At 71.7% G+C, this 22,090-nt stretch carries 17 protein-coding genes; 12 read left to right on the top strand and 5 right to left on the bottom strand.

What is annotated here, in order from left to right:
- Positions 1-4: 4 nt before the first annotated feature.
- A complete protein-coding gene (locus DN051_RS11610; RefSeq protein ID WP_053761365.1) occupies positions 5-490 on the bottom strand; it encodes a cation:proton antiporter regulatory subunit in 486 nt (161 codons plus the stop codon).
- 194 nt (positions 491-684) lie between these two features.
- On the opposite strand from DN051_RS11610, the gene DN051_RS11605 reads away from it, so the two are divergent.
- The 4 genes from DN051_RS11605 (at position 685) to DN051_RS11590 (ending at position 4,821) form a co-directional block, all read left to right on the top strand.
- Positions 685-1,632, top strand: coding sequence for a HAMP domain-containing sensor histidine kinase (locus DN051_RS11605; RefSeq protein ID WP_053761366.1), 948 nt, complete (start codon positions 685-687; stop codon positions 1,630-1,632).
- Positions 1,632-2,285: a response regulator gene (locus DN051_RS11600; protein ID WP_053761367.1), complete on the top strand. Its 654-nt coding sequence runs from the start codon at positions 1,632-1,634 to the stop codon at positions 2,283-2,285. Before DN051_RS11605 ends, DN051_RS11600 begins: the two co-directional genes overlap by 1 nt.
- Positions 2,286-2,373: 88 nt before the next feature.
- The gene (miaB, locus tag DN051_RS11595) at positions 2,374-3,903 is read left to right on the top strand and encodes a tRNA (N6-isopentenyl adenosine(37)-C2)-methylthiotransferase MiaB (protein WP_053761368.1); all 1,530 of its coding nucleotides are present in this window, start codon (positions 2,374-2,376) and stop codon (positions 3,901-3,903) included.
- A 195-nt stretch (positions 3,904-4,098) separates the two neighbouring features.
- Positions 4,099-4,821 (top strand): class III extradiol dioxygenase subunit B-like domain-containing protein, encoded by a 723-nt coding sequence (locus tag DN051_RS11590; protein ID WP_053761369.1) that lies wholly within the window; start codon positions 4,099-4,101, stop codon positions 4,819-4,821.
- 69 nt (positions 4,822-4,890) lie between these two features.
- Here the strand turns inward: DN051_RS11590 and DN051_RS11585 are convergent, their stop codons facing one another.
- Both DN051_RS11585 and DN051_RS11580 read right to left on the bottom strand, forming a co-directional pair.
- Positions 4,891-5,160 carry an antitoxin gene (locus DN051_RS11585; RefSeq protein ID WP_053761370.1) on the bottom strand — a complete coding sequence of 90 codons (270 nt, stop codon included), beginning with the start codon at positions 5,158-5,160 and terminating at the stop codon, positions 4,891-4,893.
- Between the two features lie 24 nt (positions 5,161-5,184).
- Complete coding sequence (locus tag DN051_RS11580) at positions 5,185-5,478, bottom strand: hypothetical protein (RefSeq protein WP_053761371.1); 294 nt, start codon at positions 5,476-5,478, stop codon at positions 5,185-5,187.
- A gap of 182 nt (positions 5,479-5,660) precedes the next feature.
- Between DN051_RS11580 and miaA the strand changes: the two genes are divergently transcribed.
- From miaA to hflX, 6 genes are all read left to right on the top strand, one after another.
- Entirely contained in the window at positions 5,661-6,599 is a 939-nt protein-coding gene (gene miaA, locus DN051_RS11575; protein WP_112438656.1) for a tRNA (adenosine(37)-N6)-dimethylallyltransferase MiaA, read from the top strand.
- 108 nt (positions 6,600-6,707) lie between these two features.
- Positions 6,708-7,211: a hypothetical protein gene (locus tag DN051_RS11570; RefSeq protein WP_053761373.1), complete on the top strand. Its 504-nt coding sequence runs from the start codon at positions 6,708-6,710 to the stop codon at positions 7,209-7,211.
- Positions 7,212-7,274: 63 nt separating this feature from the next.
- The gene (gene dapF, locus DN051_RS11565) at positions 7,275-8,141 is read left to right on the top strand and encodes a diaminopimelate epimerase (RefSeq protein WP_112438655.1); all 867 of its coding nucleotides are present in this window, start codon (positions 7,275-7,277) and stop codon (positions 8,139-8,141) included.
- 246 nt (positions 8,142-8,387) lie between these two features.
- Entirely contained in the window at positions 8,388-10,550 is a 2,163-nt protein-coding gene (locus DN051_RS11560; RefSeq protein WP_112438654.1) for a RelA/SpoT family protein, read from the top strand.
- A gap of 183 nt (positions 10,551-10,733) precedes the next feature.
- Positions 10,734-12,275, top strand: coding sequence for a M1 family metallopeptidase (locus tag DN051_RS11555; RefSeq protein ID WP_053761376.1), 1,542 nt, complete (start codon positions 10,734-10,736; stop codon positions 12,273-12,275).
- A gap of 191 nt (positions 12,276-12,466) precedes the next feature.
- Complete coding sequence (gene hflX, locus DN051_RS11550) at positions 12,467-13,960, top strand: GTPase HflX (protein ID WP_112438653.1); 1,494 nt, start codon at positions 12,467-12,469, stop codon at positions 13,958-13,960.
- A gap of 75 nt (positions 13,961-14,035) precedes the next feature.
- On the opposite strand, the gene DN051_RS11545 is transcribed toward hflX, so the two are convergent.
- Positions 14,036-15,247 carry a trypsin-like serine peptidase gene (locus tag DN051_RS11545; RefSeq protein ID WP_112442226.1) on the bottom strand — a complete coding sequence of 404 codons (1,212 nt, stop codon included), beginning with the start codon at positions 15,245-15,247 and terminating at the stop codon, positions 14,036-14,038.
- 190 nt (positions 15,248-15,437) lie between these two features.
- A complete protein-coding gene (locus DN051_RS11540) occupies positions 15,438-16,652 on the bottom strand; it encodes a trypsin-like serine peptidase (protein WP_112438652.1) in 1,215 nt (404 codons plus the stop codon).
- A 574-nt stretch (positions 16,653-17,226) separates the two neighbouring features.
- On the opposite strand from DN051_RS11540, the gene DN051_RS11535 reads away from it, so the two are divergent.
- Entirely contained in the window at positions 17,227-20,646 is a 3,420-nt protein-coding gene (locus DN051_RS11535; protein ID WP_112438651.1) for a CARDB domain-containing protein, read from the top strand.
- Between the two features lie 99 nt (positions 20,647-20,745).
- Positions 20,746-21,756 carry a LacI family DNA-binding transcriptional regulator gene (locus DN051_RS11530; protein WP_053761379.1) on the top strand — a complete coding sequence of 337 codons (1,011 nt, stop codon included), beginning with the start codon at positions 20,746-20,748 and terminating at the stop codon, positions 21,754-21,756.
- The last annotated feature ends 334 nt before the right edge of the window (positions 21,757-22,090 follow it).

The raw sequence follows: 22,090 nt of genomic DNA, 5'->3' as shown, positions 1-22,090 counted from the left end.
GGGGTCACTCCCGCCCGAGTATCGCGGCGGCGGCGTCGACACCCTCGCGGGTGCCGACCACGATCACGGTGTCGCCGCCCGCGAGCCGGAACGCCGGCGTCGGGGACGGGATGGCCTCGGCCCGGCGCAGGACCGCCACGATGGACGCGCCGGTCTCGGTGCGCATCCGGGTGTCGCCGAGGAGGCGCCCGTTCCAGTGCGACGTCGCCCCCACCTCGATCCGCTCGGCCACCAGCCCCAGGTCCGTCGGGGAGAGCAGGCTGTTGCTGTGGTGTGCGGGCTGCAGCGCGTCGATCAGCGCTCCGGCCTCGGCACCGGTGAGCCGCAGCGACTGGGCGCAGGAGTCCGGGTCGTCGGACCGGTAGACGTTCACCGTCCGGGTGCCGTCACGGTGGGCCACGACGGACAGGTGGCGGTGCTCCCGGGTCTCCAGGTCGTACTGGGTCCCGATCCCTGGCAGCGGCGTCGCCCTCAGGCGTGGAGCAGACACGTTTCTTCCCCTTGCTCGTCGTTGCTGTGCTCGTCGAGGACCACCGCCTCGAAACTTTGCGCAATCGCAATGCTGCCATCCGCCCGTACGGTGGCGACATGGGTGTCAGCACGGATGGACGGGGTCGGCGCGGGTCGGAGAGGCTGGTCACGGCAGTGCCGCGGGACAGCGACCGGACGGGAGACAGCAGGGGTGTGTCGTTGTACTGGCGCATCTTCTCCTTGAACGCCGCGGGGCTCGTGGTGGCAGCGGCCCTGCTCCTCGGACCGGTCACCGTGTCGACGCCGGTGCTGCCGGCCGAGGCCCTCGTCGTCGTCGGCGGCCTGGCGGCGCTGCTCGTGGTCAACGCGGTCGTGCTGCGGGTGGGACTGGCCCCGCTGAAGCGGCTCGGCCAGGCCATGGCCATCGTGGACCTGCTGCGGCCGGGCACCCGGGCCGAGGTCGCCGGCCCCTCCGAGACGGCGGCGCTCATCACGACGTACAACACCATGCTCGACCGGCTCGAGACCGAACGCGCCACCAGCGCGGCCCGTGCGCTGCTCGCCCAGGAACGCGAACGCCACCGCATCGCCCGCGAACTGCACGACGAGGTCGGTCAGACGCTGACCGCCGTCCTGCTCCAGCTCAAGCGGGTCGCGGACCGCGTCCCCGGCGAGCTGAGGGACGACGTGACGCAGGCCCAGGACGCCACCCGCGCCGGTCTCGACGAGATCCGCCGCATCGCCCGCCGGCTGCGCCCCGGAGTCCTGGAGGAACTCGGCCTGGCCAGCGCGCTGCGCTCGCTCGCCGGCGAGTTCTCCGGCCACGGGCTGACCGTGCGCTACGACGTTCACGGCGAACTGCCCGCTCTGCCCGCGGAGACCGAACTGGTCGTGTACCGCGTCGCCCAGGAAGGCCTGACCAACACTGCCCGGCACTCCGGCGCGGACCGCGCCGAACTCCGCTTCGCGCCCACCGCGGACGGCGTCGAACTCCTGATACGCGACAACGGCAAGGGCCTGGGCTCCGCACCGGAAGGGACCGGTATATCGGGCATGCGCGAGCGCGCGCTGCTGGTCGGCGCCGCGCTCACCCTGGGACCGGCGCCGGGGCCGGGCACGGACGTACGGTTGCGCATACCGCTCACCACGGGAGGCCGGTGATGGCCGCACCGATCCGCGTCCTGCTCGCCGACGACCACACGCTCGTGCGCCGGGGCGTGCGCCTCATCCTGGACGGCGAACCGGACCTGACGGTGGTCGCCGAGGCGGGCGACGGCGCGGAAGCGGTCGCGCTCGCCCGCGAGACGGAGGTGGACCTGGCCGTCCTGGACATCGCGATGCCCCGTATGACCGGTCTGCAGGCGGCCCGCGAGCTCTCCCGGCGCCTGCCCGGGCTGCGCATCCTGTTCCTGACGATGTACGAGAACGAGCAGTACTTCTTCGAGGCCCTGCGCGCCGGGGCCTGCGGTTACGTCCTGAAGTCCGTCGCCGACCGCGACCTGGTCGAGGCCTGCCGCGCCGCGATGCGCGACGAACCGTTCATCCTCCCCGGCGCCGAGCGCGCCCTCGTCCGCTCCTACCTGGAGCGCCACGACCGCGGCGACCGGCTGCCGGAGCGGGCCGTCACCGACCGCGAGGAGGAGATCCTCAAGCTGGTCGCCGAGGGGCACAGCTCGAAGGAGATCGGGGAATTGCTGTTCATCAGCGCGAAGACGGTCGAACGCCACCGCGCCAACCTCCTGAACAAACTCGGCATGCGCGACCGCCTCGAACTCACCCGCTACGCGATCCGCGCCGGTCTGATCGAACCCTGAGAGGCCGCGCGGGCACCGTCACCGGCGAGGCCGCTCGAACTGCGGCGGCCGGGACAAGGGCTCTCCCGGTACGGCCTACCCTTGTGGCATGACCAGCAGCAGCGACCGGAGCCCGGCAGTGGACGTTCGATCCTCAAAGACCTACGAGATCCGCACCTACGGGTGCCAGATGAACGTCCACGATTCCGAACGACTGGCCGGACTGCTGGAGGACGCCGGCTACGTGCGCGCGCCGCAGGACTCGGACGGCGACGCGGACGTGGTGGTCTTCAACACCTGCGCGGTCCGCGAGAACGCCGACAACCGGCTCTACGGCAACCTCGGCCACCTCGCGCCGAAGAAGGCCGAGCGGCCCGGCATGCAGATCGCGGTCGGCGGCTGCCTCGCGCAGAAGGACCGCGACACCATCGTGAAGCGGGCGCCCTGGGTCGACGTCGTCTTCGGTACGCACAACATCGGCAAGCTGCCGGTCCTGCTGGAACGCGCCCGCGTGCAGGAGGAGGCGCAGGTCGAGATCGCCGAGTCGCTGGAGGCGTTCCCGTCCACGCTGCCGACCCGCCGTGAGAGCGCCTACGCGGCCTGGGTGTCGATCTCGGTCGGCTGCAACAACACCTGCACCTTCTGCATCGTCCCGGCGCTGCGCGGCAAGGAGAAGGACCGCCGCCCCGGCGACGTCCTCGCCGAGGTCGAGGCGCTGGTCGCCGAGGGCGTCTCCGAGATCACGCTGCTCGGCCAGAACGTCAACGCGTACGGCTCCGACATCGGCGACCGCGAGGCGTTCAGCAAGCTGCTGCGCGCCTGCGGGAACATCGACGGCCTGGAGCGGGTCCGCTTCACCTCCCCGCACCCGCGCGACTTCACCGACGACGTCATCGCCGCCATGGCCGAGACGCCGAACGTGATGCCGCAGCTGCACATGCCGCTCCAGTCCGGCTCGGACACCGTCCTGAAGGCGATGCGCCGGTCCTACCGGCAGGAGCGCTACCTGGGGATCATCGAGAAGGTCCGCGCCGCCATCCCGCACGCCGCGATCACCACCGACATCATCGTGGGCTTCCCCGGGGAGACCGAGGAGGACTTCGAGCAGACCCTGCACGTGGTGCGCGAGGCCCGGTTCGCGCAGGCCTTCACGTTCCAGTACTCCAAGCGGCCCGGTACCCCGGCCGCCACCATGGACGGCCAGATCCCCAAGAAGGTCGTCCAGGCCCGCTACGAGCGCCTCGTCGCCCTCCAGGAGGAGATCTCCTGGGACGAGAACAAGAAGCAGGTCGGCCGCACCATGGAGCTGATGGTCGCCGAGGGCGAGGGACGCAAGGACGGCGCCACGCACCGCCTGTCCGGCCGCGCCCCCGACAACCGCCTGGTGCACTTCACCAAGCCGGAGCAGGAGGTCCGCCCCGGCGACGTGGTCACCGTCGAGATCACCTACGCCGCCCCGCACCATCTGCTCGCCGAGGGCGCCGTCCTCGACGTGCGTCGTACGCGCGCGGGCGACGCCTGGGAGAAGCGCAACACCGCCGAGGCGGCCAAGCCGGCCGGAGTGCTCCTCGGACTGCCCAAGATCGGTGTGCCCGCGCCGCTGCCGGTCGCCGCGGGCAGCGGCTGCGGCTGCGACTGACGCGCCTGCGCGAAATCGGGCCGCACACGTGCGTGCGGCCCGCACCACGGCCGGTGGCGGGTGTCATGCCTGCCGCCGGTACCCCGTACCGGGGGCGGCGAGGTGTGTGTGCCGCCGGGCCATCCGAACGAAGTGCCCTACGAGGACGCCCCTGCGCCGTCGCCCGGTGCGCCCACCGGAGCTAACCTGCCGATCATGCTTGTCGCCGCCGCAGTCTGCCCCTGTCCGCCGCTTCTCGTCCCCGAGGTCGCCGCGGGTGCCGCCCCCGAACTGGACGCCGCCCGCGCGGCGTGCACGGACGCCTTGGGCCTGCTCGCCGCCGCCCGGCCCGACCGGCTGGTGATCGTGGGGCCCGACCCGACGGGCGGGGCGCGGACGCATCTGACCTATCCGGAGGGCACCGGCGGCTCGTTCCGCGGGTTCGGCGTGCCCGTCGACGTACGGCTCGGCGGGGAGCGGACCGCCGACGCGGCGCGTGCCCTTCCGCTGTCGCTCGCCGTCGCGGCGTGGCTGCTGGAGCGGACCGGCTGGGCCGACGCCCCCCTCGAGGGCATCGGCGTCGGTGACACCCTGCCGCCCGAGCGGTGCGCCGGCCTCGGCAAGGATCTGGCCGCGCGGGCCGGGCGGGTGGCGCTGCTGGCGGTCGGTGACGCCAGCGCGTGCCGGTCGCTGAAGGCGCCGGGTTATCTCGACGAGCGGGCGGAGCCCTTCGACGCGGAGGCCGCGCGTGCGCTGGGAGCGGCGGACCTGGCGGCCGTCGAGGCGCTGGATCCGGATCTCGCGCGGCAGTTGCAGGCGTCCGGACGGGCGTCCTGGCAGGTGCTCGCGGGCGCCGCCGAGGGCGCCGGGCTCAAGGGCTCACTGCTCTACGAGGCCGCCCCGTACGGGGTCGGGTATCTGGTCGCGGCCTGGTCGTAGAGGCATCTCGCGCGGGAAACGGCGGACGGCCGGGAGCACGGTGCTCCGCGGCCGCCCGTGGTGTGCCGTTCAGGAGGCCGGTGGTGGCGGGCCCGGCGGTGTCGTCGTGCCGTGCCCGTGCTCCGTGCCGTCCCGGTGTGCGATTCGCTCCATGGCGCCCTTGGCCTTGCCGGAGCTCGTCTGGATCTTGTCGCTGTACTTGCCCTTGGTCCGCTCGTCGACGACCTTCGCGGCCTTCTCGATACCGTGGTGGATCTTGCCCTCGTGCTGCTGCGCGAGGTGAGAGAACTTGTCCTTGGCCGGCGTGAGCTTGGCCTTCAAGTTGTCCAAGAGACGCATGGTTCACCTTCCCTCGCGGGCGCTCTACTGACGGGCGCCCTCGTCGGCCTCACTGTCGGCCGTCTTCGCGGCCGACTGCTGCTGGGGGATCTCGACGGTCTCCGGGGTGGTGCTCCGGGCGTTGTCCGCCGCCGCGGCCCGCTCGGCCCCGGTGTCCTGTGCGGTCACCGCGTCGGTCCCACCGGTCCCGGTCGCCCCCTTCGCCTCTCCAGCCTCGTCCACCTCGGACCGTACCGACTCGGTGTCGGCCTGGACCTCGGCGGTCGCCGCCTCCTCCTTGGTCTTCGACCTGCGAAGAAGTCGCGCAAAAACGCCCATATCAACTCCATACGTTACTCGTGCGGGCGAAATCCCGCGTCGCCCGGTGCGTACGGTTGCGCCGCCCGGGCCGCCGCCCCCGTGACACCGGCGGCGGAACCTCGCATCGGGCAACGAATCCCCACACGCCCCGTCACGTAACTCGTTCGAGACCGGGTCCGGAGGTTTGCGAGACTGTTGCGGTGAGCAGCGCATGCCCCACCCCTCGTGTCATCGCCGTCGTCGGACCGACCGCGGCCGGAAAGTCCGATCTGGGCGTCCACCTCGCCCGGGAACTCGGTGGGGAGGTCGTCAACGCCGACTCCATGCAGCTCTACCGTGGGATGGACATCGGCACCGCGAAACTGACACCCGAGGAACGCGGCGAGGTCCCGCATCATCTGCTGGACATCTGGGACGTGACCGTCACGGCCTCGGTCGCCGAGTACCAGCGGCTCGCCCGGGAGCGGATCGACTCCCTCCTCGCCGAGGGCCGCTGGCCGATCCTCGTCGGCGGATCCGGGCTGTACGTGCGCGGCGCCGTCGACAACCTGGAGTTCCCCGGCACCGACCCCCAGGTCCGGGCCGCGCTGGAGGAGGAACTCGCGCTGCGCGGACCCGGCGCGCTGCACGCCAGGCTGGCCGCCGCCGACCCGGAGGCGGGCCGCGCGATCCTGCCCAGCAACGGACGCCGCATCGTCCGGGCCCTGGAGGTGATCGAGATCACCGGCCGTCCTTTCACCGCCAACCTCCCCGGCCACGACTCGGTCTACGACACCGTGCAGATCGGCGTCGACGTGGCGCGCCCCGAGCTGGACGAGCGCATCGCCCGACGGGTCGACCGGATGTGGGAGACCGGACTGGTCGAAGAAGTGCGCGCACTCGAGGCGCAAGGGTTGCGAGACGGGCGTACGGCGTCGCGTGCGCTCGGCTACCAGCAGGTTCTCGCCGCGCTGGCCGGCGAGTGCACGCTCCAGGAGGCCCGGGACGAGACCGTCCGCGCCACCAAACGCTTCGCGCGCCGCCAGGATTCATGGTTCAGACGCGACCCCCGGGTGCATTGGCTGAGTGGGGCCGCGACGGACCTCACGGAACTTCCGCAGCTCGCTCTGGCGTTGGTCGAACGACCGGTTACAGCCTGATCACGTCATGGCATCGGGACGCCCCGGCCGTCATCGGGGCCTCCGGCGCCGTGCCATCATCGAGCTTCGATCGACCAAGTGGAGTCCTAGTTGGGAGGGCGCGTGGCGATGGAGGCCGGCCCTCGCGACACCGCACAAAGCGCCGAGCACGCCACCACCGCGAGTGGCGAACCGGAGCGGGACGACGACCGTCTCAGCCCGGACGGGCCCGACGAGACCCCGGACGGTGTCACGGCCGACGGCCCCGAGCCCGACGAGATCTTCGTGGGCGGGCCCGAGGTCGAGGTCGAGCTGCGCCCCCAGCGCCGGCTGCGCCTGTGGCAGCTCGCGCCCATCGTGGGTCTGGCCGCGGTCGGCTCCCTGATGTTCGCCTTCCCGCTGGCCTTCGACTTCGGGGACAGCGGGGCCGTGATCGCCATGCTGGGGCTGCTGATCTGCTCCTGCGCGGCGGGCTGGGGCATGATGGCCGCCCGCAAGGTGGGCCACACCTGGCCGGGGCTGCCGCAGCGCGGTTCGGGCCGGCGCCCGGACTGGCGGGTCGTGATCGGCTACGCGGTCGTGGTCGCCGCGGTCGTGGCGCTGGCCGTCTGGCGGGTGGCCCGGCTCCGCTGACGCCCGCCGCCACCGTGATCGACCTGATCAACTGATGTCGTACCCAGCCCGTACGATCGAGGAATGAGCACACGGATCGCCTTCCTCAAGGGGCACGGCACCGAGAACGACTTCGTGATCGTCCCGGACCCCGAGAACGCCATCGATCTGCCCCCGGCCGCCGTCGCCGCCCTGTGCGACCGCCGCGCGGGCATCGGTGGTGACGGTCTGCTGCACGTCGTGTGGTCGGCGGCGCACCCCGAGGCCGTGCCGATGGCGGCCGAGGCGGAGTGGTTCATGGACTACCGCAACGGCGACGGATCGATCGCCGAGATGTGCGGCAACGGCGTGCGGGTGTTCGCGCGCTACCTCCAGCGTGCCGGGCATGTGGCCGAGGGCGACGTGGCCGTGGCCACCCGCGGGGGAGTCAAGACCGTGCACATCGCCAAGGACGGTGACATCACCGTCGGCATGGGCCGGGCGCTGCTGCCCGCGGGGGACGTCACGGTGAGCGTCGGCGAGCACAGCTGGCCCGCGCGGAACGTGAACATGGGCAACCCGCACGCCGTCGCGTTCGTCGAGGACCTCGCCCAGGCGGGCGACCTGTACACCCCGCCGCCGTTCAGCCCGCCCGGCGCCTACCCGAACGGGGTGAACGTCGAGTTCGTCGTCGACCGCGGTCCCGGGCACGTCGCGATGCGGGTGCACGAGCGAGGCTCCGGCGAGACCCGCTCCTGCGGCACCGGCGCCTGCGCCGTCGCCGTGGCCACCGCCCGGCGGGACGGCGCCGACCCGGCCGTCACCGGAGTTCCGGCGACGTACACCGTCGACGTCCCCGGCGGACGGCTCGTGATCACCGAGCAGCCCGACGGAGAGATCGAGATGACCGGCCCCGCGGTGATCGTCGCCGAGGGCGAGATCGACGCCGACTGGTGGACGGACGCACGCTGAAAGGGCGGCCCCGGGGCGCGTGTTCGGCATATGAACCGCTCCGGGGCGTACGCCATTCCACCGTAAACGTCACACCCCATCGCTCGATGGGGTGATCCGTTTCACGCTCGGCCGGAGGCGGTCGGTCGCGCGTGGTGGGGTCGGTAGCATCAAGCACCGGCCCGGACGGGGGAGTAGACGCCGACCCCTGAGCCGTGTCCGCCATGGGGCACCCCCGTTCGCCGGTCGACGCAGCCGGAGGTGCCCATGAGTGCGGAGGCCACGAACCCTGCGACCCCGGGTGCGGTGACGGGCGCCACGGCCGGCCCGGTGGTGCCCGCGGCGCCCCGCAGGCGGTCGCTCCCACGGATCGACCTGCGCCGGCTGGGGCGCGCCGCGCTCCTCGGCTCGCCCGCCCGCGACCGGCTGCCCGACGCCATCGGCCATGTCGTCGACGCGCACCGCGCCCACCATCCCGACGCCGACCTCGAACCCCTGCGCCGGGCCTATGTGCTCGCGGAGTCCTCGCACCGCGGGCAGATGCGCAAGAGCGGCGAGCCGTACATCACGCATCCCCTCGCGGTGACCCTGATCCTCGCCGAACTGGGCGCCGAGACGACCACATTGACCGCCTCCCTGCTGCACGACACGGTGGAGGACACCGATGTGACGCTCGATCAGGTCGGGCGGCAGTTCGGCGCGGAGGTGCGCTATCTCGTCGACGGGGTCACGAAGTTGGAGAAGGTCGACTACGGCGCGGCCGCCGAACCCGAGACCTTCCGCAAGATGCTCGTCGCCACCGGCAACGACGTACGCGTGATGTCGATCAAACTCGCCGACCGGCTGCACAACATGCGCACCCTCGGTGTGATGCGCCCCGAGAAACAGGCCCGGATCGCCAAGGTCACCCGGGACGTCCTGATCCCGCTCGCCGAGCGGCTCGGCGTCCAGGCGCTCAAGACCGAACTGGAAGACCTCGTGTTCGCCATCCTCCACCCCGAGGAGTACGAACACACCCGGGAGCTGATCGTCGAGAACGCGGCCCGTCCCGACGACGCCCTGGTCGAGATCGCCGACGAGATGCGCGGTGTGCTGCGCGAGGCCGGCATCCAGGCCGAAGTCCTCATCCGGCCCCGGCACTTCGTGTCCGTGCACCGCGTGTCCCGCAAACGCGGCGTGCTGCGCGGCGCCGACTTCGGCCGCATCCTGGTGCTGGTGAACGAGGACGCCGACTGCTACGGAGTCCTCGGCGAACTGCACACCTGCATGACGCCCATGGTCTCGGAGTTCAAGGACTTCATCGCCGTACCGAAGTTCAACCTGTACCAGTCGCTGCACACCGCGGTCGCGCGTGCGGACGGACAGGTCGCCGAGGTGCTCATCCGCACCCACCAGATGCACAAGGTCGCCGAGGCCGGCGTCGTCGCGCTCGGCAACCCCTACGCCGCCCCCGCGGAGGAGCAGTCCCCGACGGACGGCGAGCGCGTCGACCCCACCCGGCCCGGCTGGCTGTCCCGGCTGCTCGACTGGCAGCGGGCCGCGCCCGACCCCGACACCTTCTGGTCGACGCTGCGCGAGGACCTCGCCCAGGACCGCGAGATCGCCGTCTTCCGGCCCGACGGCGGCAGGCTCGGCCTGCCCGAGGGCGCCACCTGTGTGGACGCCGCGTACGCCCAGTACGGGGAGGACGCGCACGCGTGCATCGGCGCGCGGGTCAACGGCCGGCTCGCGACGCTGAGCACCGTTCTGCGCGACGGCGACACCGTGCAGCTCCTGATGGGCCAGGACCCGGCCTCCGAGCCGTCCAGGGAGTGGCTGGAGCACGCGCACACGCCCGCCGCCCGCATCGCCATCCAGCGCCGGCTCGCGGCCCAACCGGCGCCCGTGGCCGAGGACTCCGCGGCGGCGGCGCCGAAACCGGCCGCCGCCGAAGCGGCCCCCAGAGCGGCCTCGGACAGCCCCCTACCGCGCGTCTCCGCGGACGTCGTCGTCGACGACCGGCCCGGGGCGAGCGTGCGGCTCGCCGGCTGCTGCACGCCCGTACCGCCCGACGAGGTCACCGCGTTCGCCGTGCGCGGGGGAGTGGTGACGGTGCACCGCGTCGGATGCGCCGGGGTGGCCCGGATGAAGGGCGCCGGGCGCGCCGAGGTCGGGGTGCGCTGGGGCGACAGCGCCGAGTGCCGGGTCACGCTCGTCGCCGAATCGTTCGGCCGCCCCCATCTGCTCGCCGACCTCACCGAGGCGATCGCCCTCCAGGACGCCGAGATCGTCGCGGCCACCGTCGAGCCGCCGACCCAGCAGCGCGTCCGCCACACTTACACCCTCCAGTTGGCGGACGCCGCGCATCTGCCCGCCCTCATGCGCGCGATGCGCAACGTGCCCGGGGTCTACGACGTGAGCCGGGCGCAGCACCACGCACCGGCCTGGTGAACCGTCCGAACGGCCGCGCGCCGTGGGCCGGTCCGCGCCCGCGGACGGCGGGGCGGACCTGGTCCGCCGTGCGCCGTGCCGGGTCCGGCGGCGGCGCCCTGTGAGCCATGTGGAAACCCGTTCGGGTGGGCCTGACGCGCGCCGTCCTCCCCGGGTACCCGCGCACTGATAGCCGTGGGTCCCATGCTGATCACCTTCCGTGACGGAGCGCCGCGGCCCGACGCCGGCGACGCGCCCCGTCCACGCACCAGGTCCCGCAAGGTTTCCCGAAGCGTCAAGGCGGCGCTGCTCGCCTCCGCGGTGTCCGTGTGCCTCGTCGCCGCGACCACCCCGCCGACCCCGCTGGGCGTCGGTGACCGCCTCTTCCCGCACCTGGGGAACCCGGGGTACGACGTCACGTCGTACGACCTCTCCTTCACGTACTCCGGCACCAACGACAAGCCCCTCCAGGCGATCACCAGGATCGATGCGCGCGCCACCGTGCCGCTGGAGCGCATCAACCTCGACTTCGCCCGCGGCGCCGTCGCCTCGGTCGAGGTCGACGGTGAGCCGGCCTCGTTCGTCGCGGCCGACGAGGACCTTGTCGTCACCCCGGCGAAGCCGCTGCCCCGGGGACAGCGGACGCAGATCACCGTCCGGCACACGAGCGACCCCGTGCCGGTCAAGGGCCGGGAGGGAGGCTGGCTGCGCACCGCGGACGGGCTCGCCATGGCCAACCAGGCCGACGCCGCGCACCTGGTGTTCCCGTCCAACGATCACCCCTCGGACAAGGCGCAGTTCACCTTCCGCGTCACCGCGCCCAAGGGCTACACGGCCGTGGCCAACGGACTGGCGACCGCCGTGGAGCAGACCGGCGACACCGTCCGCTGGACGTACCGCACCGTCCACCCCATGGCCACCGAACTCGCCCAGGTGTCCATCGGCCGCTCCACGGTGCTGCACCGCACCGGACCGCACGGACTGCCCCTGCGCGACGTCGTGCCCACCCGGGACCGGGCAGCCCTGGAACCGTGGCTGAAGAAGACCCCCGCCCAGATCACCTGGATGGAGAACAAGCTCGGCGCCTACCCGCTGGAGACGTACGGCCTGCTCGTGGCCGACGCCTCCACCGGCTTCGAGCTGGAGACGCAGACCCTCTCCCTCTTCGAGAAGGGCCTGTTCACCGATCCGGCGTTCCCCGAGTGGTACGTCGACGCGATCATGGTCCACGAGCTGGCCCACCAGTGGTTCGGCAACAGCGTCAGCCCGCGCACCTGGTCCGACCTGTGGCTCAACGAGGGCCACGCCACCTGGTACGAGGCGCTGTACGCGCAGGAGAAGTCGAACAAGTCGCTGGAGTCCCGGATGCGGGCGGCCTACGGCTCATCCGACCGCTGGCGCGCGTCCGGCGGCCCGCCCGGAGCGCCCAAGGCACCCGAGGCCGACAGCCGCCTCGGCATCTTCCGGCCGAACGTCTACGACGGCGCCGCCCTGGTCCTCTACGCCCTCCGTCAGGAGATCGGCAGCGAGGCCTTCGAGCGCTTGGAGCGGTCCTGGGTCAGCACCCACAAGGACGACACGGCGACCACCACCCAGTTCGTGACCCTGGCCTCCCGGACCGCCGGCCGCGACCTCACCGGGTTCTTCGCGGACTGGCTGTACGGCGAGAAGACCCCGTCGATGCCGGGACACCCGGACTGGAAGGCCTCGGCGCCCCGGAAGGCGGCCCCGTCGGCCAAGAAATAAGACGGTGACGAGACGGGGCGTGCCGTGCGACCATCTTCAGGTCGGCGGCACCGGCCGGCACCTCCCGCCACGACACGGGTCACGGGAATCTCCCGGGGTACTCATGCGTTGTGAGGAGTGTCGCGTCGGAACAGAAGCGTGCTGCTTCCGCCCCGTCGCCGCACCTGGTTTCCCATCGACGTAAGGACCCAATGACCTCCTCTTCTTCCTTTTCCCAGGACACCAAGCGCCTCGCGCAGGACTATCCCGAAGGACTTCGGGCCGATGCCCTGATGGAAGAGGACGTCGCCTGGAGCCACGAGATCGACGGAGAGCGGGACGGCGATCAGTTCGACCGCTCCGAGCGCGCGGCCCTGCGCCGTGTGGCGGGCCTGTCCACCGAGCTCCAGGACGTCACCGAGGTCGAGTACCGCCAGCTCCGTCTGGAGCGGGTCGTCCTCGTCGGTGTGTGGACGTCGGGGACCGTGCAGGACGCGGAGAACTCCCTCGCGGAGCTCGCGGCCCTCGCGGAGACGGCGGGCGCGCTCGTGCTGGACGGCGTGACCCAGCGCCGCGACAAGCCCGACGCGGCCACCTACATCGGTTCCGGCAAGGCCGAGGAACTGCGCGACATCGTCCTCGAATCGGGCGCGGACACCGTCATCTGCGACGGTGAGCTGAGCCCGGGCCAGCTGATCCACCTCGAGGACGTCGTCAAGGTCAAGGTCATCGACCGTACGGCCCTGATCCTGGACATCTTCGCCCAGCACGCCAAGTCCCGGGAGGGCAAGGCCCAGGTCGCGCTCGCCCAGATGCAGTACATGCTGCCGAGGCTGCGCGGCTGGGGTCAGTCGCTGTCCCGGCAGATGGGCGGCGGTAAGGGCGGCGGTCTTGCCACCCGTGGTCCCGGTGAGACCAAGATCGAGACGGACCGGCGCCGGATCCGCGAGAAGATGGCGAAGATGCGCCGGGAGATCGCGGAGATGAAGACCGGCCGCGAGATCAAGCGCCAGGAGCGCAAGCGCCACAAGGTGCCCTCGGTGGCCATCGCGGGCTACACCAACGCCGGCAAGTCCTCCCTGCTCAACCGGCTCACCGGCGCGGGCGTCCTGGTCGAGAACGCCCTGTTCGCGACCCTGGACCCGACGGTCCGCCGGGCCGAGACGCCGAGCGGCCGGCTGTACACGCTGGCCGACACGGTCGGCTTCGTCCGGCACCTGCCGCACCACCTGGTGGAGGCGTTCCGCTCCACGATGGAGGAGGTCGGCGAGGCCGACCTGATCCTGCACGTGGTGGACGGCTCGCATCCGGTCCCGGAGGAGCAGCTGGCCGCCGTGCGCGAGGTCATCAGGGACGTCGGCGCCACCGATGTGCCCGAGATCGTGGTGATCAACAAGGCGGACGCGGCCGATCCGCTGGTGCTCCAGCGGCTGATGCGGATCGAGAAGCGTTCCATCGCGGTCTCGGCCCGGACCGGCAAGGGCATGGCCGAGCTGCTCGCGCTGATCGACGACGAGCTGCCGCGCCCGTCCGTCGAGATCGAGGCGCTGGTGCCATACACGCACGGCAAGCTGGTCGCCCGGGCCCATGGCGAGGGCGAGGTGATCTCCGAGGAGCACACCCCGGAGGGCACCCTGCTCAAGGTGCGGGTGCACGAGGAGCTGGCGGCGGAGCTCACGCCGTACGTTCCGACTCCGGCCGCCTGACCGGACGTAGCCGCGCCGCGCGGATGTGAAGAGGCCCGCCCCTGGTGTCAGGGGCGGGCCTTCGTCATCGGGCGGTCACCGGTCGCCGTAGGTCTTGCTCATGTTCTCGTACAGTGTCCGCGCGTCCCGGCCCAGTTGCGGACCGGCCAGCCAGGTGTTGTCGACCGGGCCGATCGACGTGTTGGAGACCAGCTTGGTCTCGCCGTCCACCACCCGGAACCAGCCACCGCCGGACGAACCGCCCGTCATGGTGCAGCCGATGCGGTACATGGTCGGCAGGGACGGGCTCAGTGAGAGCCGCCCCGGCTGGTCCACGCACTTGAACATCTTCAGACCGTTGTACGGGGCCGCCGCCGGGTACCCCCAGGCACCCATCTTCCCGGCCTCGGCCGCGGCCGGGGCGGAGAAGTCCACGTCGAGGGCGGCCCCGACCGTCTCCTCCAGGGACTTCGCGCCCTGCTCCGGACGCACGTGCAGGACGGCGTAGTCGTGGGCCGCGCCCGAGCCGCCCGTCTCCGAACCGCCCTCGATCCAGCCGTTCGAGGTGGAGGCCCAGTCCGCCCACCAGTTGCCGTAGGGAGCGATCTCGGCCGGGGCCGCGCCGCCGAGTTCGGCCTCGGACTTGCCGAGGTCGTTGTAGGCCGGCACGAACACGATGTTGCGGTACCAGCCGCCGCCCGCACCGGCGTGCACGCAGTGGCCCGCCGTCCACACCAGGTTGGACCTGCCCGGGTTGTTCACGTCCTTGATGACGGTGCCGGAGCAGACCATGTGGCCCTCGGGCGAGTCGAAGAAGATCTTGCCGACGGGCGCGGCGTTGTCGTGGTACGGCGTCCGCTCGGCCGCGGCCTCGACGGGCGCGGGCTCCGGGTCGCTGACCCCGGCGTCGGCCGACGCGTCCTTGGTGGAGATCGTCTTGTCGGCCGCCTCGGCGGACTGCATCCGCTCCGGCTTCCACAGGCCCTCGATCACCGGGTTGACGAAGTCCTTGGCCGCACTGAGCCACTTGTCCTTGTCCCAGTCCTGCCAGCCGCCCTTCTTCCACTCGTCGACGTCGATCCCGTGGTCCTTGAGGCGGTCCGCGAGGTCGGAGGGGATGGCGAGCCCGGCGTCGGCGCCGTCCCCCGAGCGGGAGGCGGTGGCGCCGGGCTTGTCCGCCGCCCGGTCCTCGCCGGAGCCGCCGCAGGCGGTCGCGGTGAGCGCCAGCGCGGCGGCGAGCCCCGCCGCGGCGACGAGCCTGTCGCGCCGGCCGCGTCGTGGCGCGGCGGACGTACGTGTGGAACGCATGGTGAGTTGACCCCCGTTGAAGCCGTTCATGGCATGTGCTTGTCATGTCGACGGGGGATCCGTGCGGATCCGCCTCGTCTGCCGGACCCCACTATGCCCGTGGGGCCGAGGGCGAACGGCGGTGGGACGGTGAAGGTTTCCCGTACGGCGTCCCACCGCAGCGTCCGCTAAGCGCCCGTCACCGGGACGGTCACGGCGCGAACTTCCCGCTGACCGCGTCGAACACGCTCTTGGCCTCCTCGCCCAGCCGCGGTCCGGCGAGCCAGCCGGCGGTCACCGGGCCGATCGAGGTGTTGGACACCAGGGCGGGCTTGCCGTCCGATCCCGCCGCGACCCAGCCGCCGCCGGACGAACCGCCGGTCATCGTGCAGCCGATGCGGTACATCGTCGGGTCGGCCGCGGCGATCGAGAGCCGTCCCGGCTTGTCCTGGCACCGGTACATCCGCTGGCCGTCGAACGGGGCCGCGGCCGGGTAGCCCGTGGCCGTCAGACTGTCCACCTCGGGCACGGCCGGGGCCGCGAAGTCCACCGGGAGGGCCGAACCGACCGTCTCCTCCAGGGACTTGCCGCCGCTGCCCTCCTCGGGGGTGACGTGCAGGACCGCGAAGTCGTACGCGGCTCCGTCACCGCCCGTCGCACCGCCCTGCTCGATCCACTGGTCCGAGGTCTGCACCCAGTCGCCCCACCAGATGCCGTAGGGGGCGACCTCCTCCGGGGAGACACCCTGCAACTCGGCGGCCGACTTGCCCGCGTCGTTGTACGACGGCACGAACGCGATGTTGCGGTACCAGCCGCCGCTCTTGCCGGCGTGCACGCAGTGGCCCGCCGTCCACACCATGTTCGACTTGCCGGGGTTGGCCGGGTCCTTCACGACCGTCGCCGAGCAGACCATCGTGCCCTCGGGAGAGTCGAAGAACACCTTGCCGGCCTCGGGGACGTTGGCGTGGTACGACGCCGGCACGGGCGCCGCCTCGACGGGCTCCGGCGTCGGGTCGGTCACGCCCTGGTCGCCGGAGAGGTCACCCTCGTCGACGCTCTGGTCCGGCTGCTCGGCCTCCCGCATCCGGTCCGGGTCCCACAGGTCCTCGATGATCGGGTTGACGAAGTCCTCGGCCTCGCGCAGCCAGTCGTCCTTGTCCCAGTTCTTCCAGTCGCCGTCGCGCCACTTGTCGAGGTCGATCCCGTGCTCTTTGAGCTGGTCCTTGATGTCGTCCGGGATCGTGATCTTGCCATCGCCGTCCACCGCCGAGGCTGACGGCGCACCGTCCGCCACCGACGCGCCCGAGTCGCAGGCGGTGGCCGTGAGCACGAGCGCCGATGCCAGGGCGACGGCGGCCAGTACGGGGGAGGTTCTCCGCGTGCTCCCCTCCCGGCGAGCGGTGAACGACGGCCGTATGGATCGCATGGTGTTACTCCCCCTGGTGGTGAAAGGAATCGACACTGCGGCCGCGATCCGGAGCCGAACTCGCGTGGAGCCCGGCCGGTCCGACGACCGCCTGGGAATGGCACCTCACACTATGCGTTCGCTGTGGGGGACTTCCCACGGAACGGCAACGGTTTCGCTACGAGCTGTCCGACCAGGCAAACCTTTCGGGGCCAAATGAGTTGACGTGCTCCGCCCCCTTGCCGTCGCGGCCCCGGGGTCACGCGCTCCGATGCCCTTCCTGCGGCAGCCCCGGGGGCCGTTCCGTCGGATCGGCCCAACTCCCCGTCGCCGCACAGCCGTTGACAAAGATGACACCCAGTAGAAACCTGTCACCTCAGTGCCGCAAAAGATTGACGAAATCGCTCAAGATTTGGATTTCTAGCCGTTCGGCCTTACCAGGGCATCGCCCACGCCTGGTAGGCGCGTCATCGTCCACCACGGCGCACCGGTCCCGCGCACCCCGCACGTCCCGTCACCCGAGACGCCTCGCGCGCCGCCGGGGACGGGCGCGGGAAGCGGTGCCGGGCGCCCAGGGAAGGGAACGAGAGGCCTCATGAGAGGGAGACATCACGGTCGGCGACTGTTCGCCGGCCTGGTGACGGCAGGGCTGCTGGCGGTCGGGCTGCTGCCCGTGGCGGCCCACGCCGCGGAAGGACCGAACCTGGCGCTCGGCAGACCCGCCACCGCGGGCGGGGCGCACGCCGCGTACCCGGCCGGCAACGTCACCGACGGCAGCCAGGCTTCGTACTGGGAAGGCCCCGCGGGAGCGTTCCCGCAGTGGGTGCAGATCGACCTCGGCAGCACGGTCGACGTCGACGAGGTGGTGCTGAAGCTTCCCGCGTCGTGGGAGACTCGCACCCAGACCCTCAGCGTCCAGGGCAGCACCGACGGGCAGGGCTTCACCACCCTGTCCGCGAACGCGGGACGCGTCTTCAACCCGTCGTCCGGCAACAGCGTGACGCTCGACGTCGACGCCGAGGCGCGCTACGTGCGTGTGCAGGTGGCCGCCAACACCGGCTGGAACGCCGCCCAGCTGTCCGAGCTGGAGGTCTACGGAACCGGCGGCGGCGAGGATCCCGGCGATCCGCCGCCCACCGGCACCAACCTGGCCCTGCGCAAGCCGATCGAGGCGTCGTCGACCACCCAGAACTACGTCGCGTCCAACGCCAACGACGGCAGTACCACCAGCTACTGGGAGGCGAGCGGCCAGTCGTCGACGCTGACCGTGCGGCTGGGCGCCGACGCCGACCTGACCGGAGTCGTCCTCAAGCTGAACCCCGACCCCGTCTGGAGCACCCGGACGCAGAACATCCAGGTCCTGGGGCGGCAGGCGGGCGCGTCGTCCTTCACCTCGCTGAAGGACCGGGCCGACTACACCTTCAACCCGGCGACCGGCCGGAACACGGTGACCATCCCGGTCACCGGCCGCTACGCGGACGTACGCCTCCAGTTCTTCGGCAACTCCGGCGCCGGCGGGGGACAGATCGCGGAGTTCGAGGTCGTCGGCACCGCGGCGCCCGCTCCCGACCTGACCGTGACGGATCTGACGTGGTCGCCCGCGTCGCCGTCCGAGACGGACGACGTCACCGTCGAGGCGACCGTCCGCAACGCGGGCAGCGCCGCCTCGCCGGCGACCACGGTGAACGTCAGCCTCGAGGGCGCGGCCGCCGGCAGCGCCGCCGTCGGTGCCCTCGCCGCGGGCGCCTCGGTGAAGGTGCCGGTCGCGGTCGGCAAGCGGCCCATGGGCAGCTACTCCGTCTCCGCCGTCGTCGACCCGACGGACACCGTCGCCGAACTCGACAACACCAACAACAGCCGCAACGCGGCCTCACGGCTGGTCGTGGGCCAGGCGCCCGGACCGGACCTGGAGGTCACCGGCATCACCTCCAACCCGGCCAGCCCGGCCGTCGGCGCCACGGTCACCTTCACCGTCGCCGTGCACAACCGCGGCACGAGCGCCGTACCCGCCGGGTCCGTCACCCGGCTCACCGTCGGCGGCACGACCCTGAACGGCACCACCGGCGCCGTCCCCGCCGGCGGCTCGGCCACGGTGGCCGTCAACGGCAGCTGGACCGCCACCAGCGGTGGAGCCACCCTCACCGGCACGGCCGACGCCACCGACGTCGTCGACGAGACCAACGAGGACAACAACACCTTCGCCCGTTCCCTGGTCGTCGGACGCGGCGCCGCCGTGCCGTACGTCGAGCACGAGGCGGAGGAGGGCCGCCACAACGGCACCCTGCTGAGGACGGACGCCGAGCGCACCTTCGGACACACCAACTTCGCCACCGAGTCCTCCGGCCGCCAGGCGGTGCGCCTCGACTCCACGGGCCAGTACGTGGAGTTCACCTCCACCGCGCCCTCGAACTCGATCGTCGTGCGGAACTCGATCCCGGACGCGGCGGGCGGCGGCGGCCGCGAGGCGACCCTGAGCCTCTACGCGGACGGCACCTTCGTCCGCAAACTGAACCTGTCGTCCAAGCACAGCTGGCTCTACGGCACGACCGACGACCCGGAGGGCCTGACCAACCGTCCCGGCGGCGACGCGCGGCGGCTGTTCGACGAGTCCCACGCCCTGCTGACCGAGACCTACCCCCAGGGCACGAAGTTCCGTCTGCAGCGCGACGCCGGTGACGACGCCGCCTTCTACATCATCGACCTCGTAGACCTGGAGCAGGTCGCGCCTCCGGCGGCCAAGCCCGACCAGTGCGTCTCCATCACCACCTACGGAGCCGTGCCCAACGACGGCATCGACGACGCGGACGCGATCCAGCGCGCCGTCACCGCCGACCAGCGGGGCGAGATCCCCTGCGTGTGGATCCCGGCCGGCCAGTGGCGCCAGGAGAAGAAGATCCTCACCGACGACCCGCTCGACCGGGGCCAGTACAACCAGGTGGGCATCCGGGACGTGACCATCCGCGGCGCCGGCATGTGGCACGCCCAGCTCTACTCGCTCGTCCCGCCGCACCAGGCCGGCGGCATCAACCACCCGCACGAGGGCAACTTCGGCTTCGACATCGACGACAACACCAAGATCTCCGACATCGCGATCTTCGGCTCCGGGACCATCCGCGGCGGTGACGGCAACGCGGAGGGCGGTGTCGCGCTGAACGGCCGCTTCGGCAAGGACACCAAGATCACCAACGTGTGGATCGAGCACGCCAACGTCGGTGCCTGGGTCGGCCGCGACTACTCCAACATCCCCGACCTGTGGGGCCCCGGGGACCGGGTCGAGTTCAACGGCGTCCGGATCCGCAACACCTACGCCGACGGCGTCAACTTCGCCAACGGCACCCGCAACTCGACCGTGTTCAACTCCTCCTTCCGCAACACGGGCGACGACGCGCTCGCCGTCTGGGCCAGCCGGTACGTGAAGGACACCTCGGTCGACATCGGCCACGACAACCACTTCCGCAACAACACCATCCAACTGCCCTGGCGGGCCAACGGCATCGCGGTCTACGGCGGCTACGGCAACACGATCGAGAACAACCTGATCTCCGACACCATGAACTACCCGGGGATCATGCTGGCCACCGACCATGATCCGCTGCCCTTCTCGGGCCAGACCCTGATCGCGAACAACGGCCTGTACCGCACGGGCGGAGCGTTCTGGGGAGAGGCGCAGGAGTTCGGCGCGATCACCTTGTTCGCGCAGGGCCAGGACATCCCCGGTGTCACGATCCGCGACACGGACATCCACGACTCGACCTACGACGGCATCCAGTTCAAGACGGGCGGCGGCGCGATGCCGGGCGTCCAGATCAGGAACGTGACCATCGACAAGTCGAACAACGGGTCCGGGATCCTCGCCATGAGCGGGGCTCGCGGCAGCGCGACCCTGACCGGCGTGACCGTGACGAACTCGGCGCAGGGCGACGTCTTGATCGAACCGGGCTCGCAGTTCGTGATCAACGGGTCCGTGAACGGGGCGTCGGTGCAGCGCGCGCCACGGCAGACGCCTCGCGACTGACCCGGTCCCAGCGGGCCGCGGCCGGCCGGTGACCCCGGCAGGCTCGGGACGGCAAGCGTAGCGCAAGCGCCTTGCGGCGCTTGCGCTACGCTTGCGTCCATGACACGACGACTTGCTCAAGTGGCGAAGAAGGTTGGGGTCAGCGAGGCCACGGTCAGCCGGGTGCTCAACGGCAAGCCGGGTGTGTCGGAGGCGACCCGGCAGTCGGTGCTGACGGCGCTGGACGTGCTGGGGTACGAGCGTCCCACGCAGCTGCGCGGGGAGCGGGCGCGGCTGGTGGGCCTCGTCCTGCCGGAACTCCAGAATCCGATCTTTCCGGCGTTCGCCGAGGTGATCGGCAGCGCGTTGGCGCAGCAGGGGCTGACCCCGGTGCTGTGCACACAGACCAAGGGCGGCGTCTCCGAGGCGGACTACGTGGAACTGCTGCTCCAGCAGCAGGTGTCCGGAGTGGTCTTCGCCGGCGGCCTGTTCGCGCAGGCCGACGCCCCGCACGAGCACTACCGGCAGCTCGCCGAGCGCCGTATCCCGGTGGTGCTGATGAACGCGGCGATCGACGGACTCGACTTTCCCTGTGTGGCCTGCGACGACGCCGTTGCGGTCGAGCAGTCGTGGCGGCATCTGGTGTCGCTGGGGCACGAGAGGATCGGGCTCGTCCTCGGTCCCTCCGACCACATTCCCTCGCGGCGCCGGCTGCGCGCGGCCGTGGACGCCGCCGGCGGCGCGCTCGCGGACGAGTTCGTGGAGCGGTCGATCTTCTCCCTCGAAGGCGGCCAGGCGGCGGCGTCGAAGCTGCTGGACCGGGGCGTGACCGGGATCGTCTGCGCGAGCGACCCCCTGGCGCTGGGCGCGGTGCGGGCGGTGCGCCGACGGGGTCTGCGGGTGCCGCAGGACGTCTCCGTCGTGGGGTACGACGACTCCGCCTTCATGACCTGCACCGAGCCGCCGCTGACGACCGTACGGCAGCCGATCGAGGCGATGGGGCGCGCGGCCGTCGAGCTGCTCTGCGCCCAGATCCAGGGCAACGACGTACCGCACAGCGAGCTGCTGTTCGAACCGGAGCTGGTCGTTCGGGGATCCACCGCTCAGGCGGCCCTTCCGCAGACGGCCTGAGCGGGGCGTCCCCCTCCGGGCGGAGCGACCGGGCACGGTACGGCACGGAATGGCGCGGCACGGAATGGCGCGGCACGGAATGGCGCGGCACGGAATGGCGCGGCACGGAATGGCGCGGCACGGAATGGCGCGGCACTGCGCGGCGCGACATTGCGCGGTACGGCATTGCGCGACACGGTGCGGCGCAGGTCGGTCGGTACGGTGCGGCGCGGGTCGGCCCGCGCGGCGCGTCATGGTGAGTCACCGCAGGCCACGCACGGCCCCACGCGCGCCGGCACGGCACCGCACGCCACAGCCCTGCGCGCGATGGGATGGCGCACCCGGTACCCGCCAC

Source organism: Streptomyces cadmiisoli, assembly GCF_003261055.1.
In the GTDB taxonomy this organism is placed as follows: Bacteria; Actinomycetota; Actinomycetes; order Streptomycetales; family Streptomycetaceae; genus Streptomyces; species Streptomyces cadmiisoli.
This window is presented reverse-complemented; position numbering and strand designations above follow the sequence as displayed.

What these genes read in the sequence shown, in the direction of transcription:
- DN051_RS11600 (WP_053761367.1), top strand. Translation starts at nt 1,632, where the DNA reads ATGGCCGCACCGATCCGCGTCCTGCTCGCCGACGACCACACGCTCGTG.
- miaB (WP_053761368.1), top strand. Translation starts at nt 2,374, where the DNA reads ATGACCAGCAGCAGCGACCGGAGCCCGGCAGTGGACGTTCGATCCTCA.
- DN051_RS11590 (WP_053761369.1), top strand. Translation starts at nt 4,099, where the DNA reads ATGCTTGTCGCCGCCGCAGTCTGCCCCTGTCCGCCGCTTCTCGTCCCC.
- DN051_RS11585 (WP_053761370.1), bottom strand. Translation starts at nt 5,160, where the DNA reads ATGCGTCTCTTGGACAACTTGAAGGCCAAGCTCACGCCGGCCAAGGAC.
- DN051_RS11580 (WP_053761371.1), bottom strand. Translation starts at nt 5,478, where the DNA reads ATGGGCGTTTTTGCGCGACTTCTTCGCAGGTCGAAGACCAAGGAGGAG.
- DN051_RS11570 (WP_053761373.1), top strand. Translation starts at nt 6,708, where the DNA reads ATGGAGGCCGGCCCTCGCGACACCGCACAAAGCGCCGAGCACGCCACC.
- dapF (WP_112438655.1), top strand. Translation starts at nt 7,275, where the DNA reads ATGAGCACACGGATCGCCTTCCTCAAGGGGCACGGCACCGAGAACGAC.
- DN051_RS11560 (WP_112438654.1), top strand. Translation starts at nt 8,388, where the DNA reads ATGAGTGCGGAGGCCACGAACCCTGCGACCCCGGGTGCGGTGACGGGC.
- DN051_RS11555 (WP_053761376.1), top strand. Translation starts at nt 10,734, where the DNA reads ATGCTGATCACCTTCCGTGACGGAGCGCCGCGGCCCGACGCCGGCGAC.
- hflX (WP_112438653.1), top strand. Translation starts at nt 12,467, where the DNA reads ATGACCTCCTCTTCTTCCTTTTCCCAGGACACCAAGCGCCTCGCGCAG.
- DN051_RS11545 (WP_112442226.1), bottom strand. Translation starts at nt 15,247, where the DNA reads ATGCGTTCCACACGTACGTCCGCCGCGCCACGACGCGGCCGGCGCGAC.
- DN051_RS11540 (WP_112438652.1), bottom strand. Translation starts at nt 16,652, where the DNA reads ATGCGATCCATACGGCCGTCGTTCACCGCTCGCCGGGAGGGGAGCACG.
- DN051_RS11535 (WP_112438651.1), top strand. Translation starts at nt 17,227, where the DNA reads ATGAGAGGGAGACATCACGGTCGGCGACTGTTCGCCGGCCTGGTGACG.
- DN051_RS11530 (WP_053761379.1), top strand. Translation starts at nt 20,746, where the DNA reads ATGACACGACGACTTGCTCAAGTGGCGAAGAAGGTTGGGGTCAGCGAG.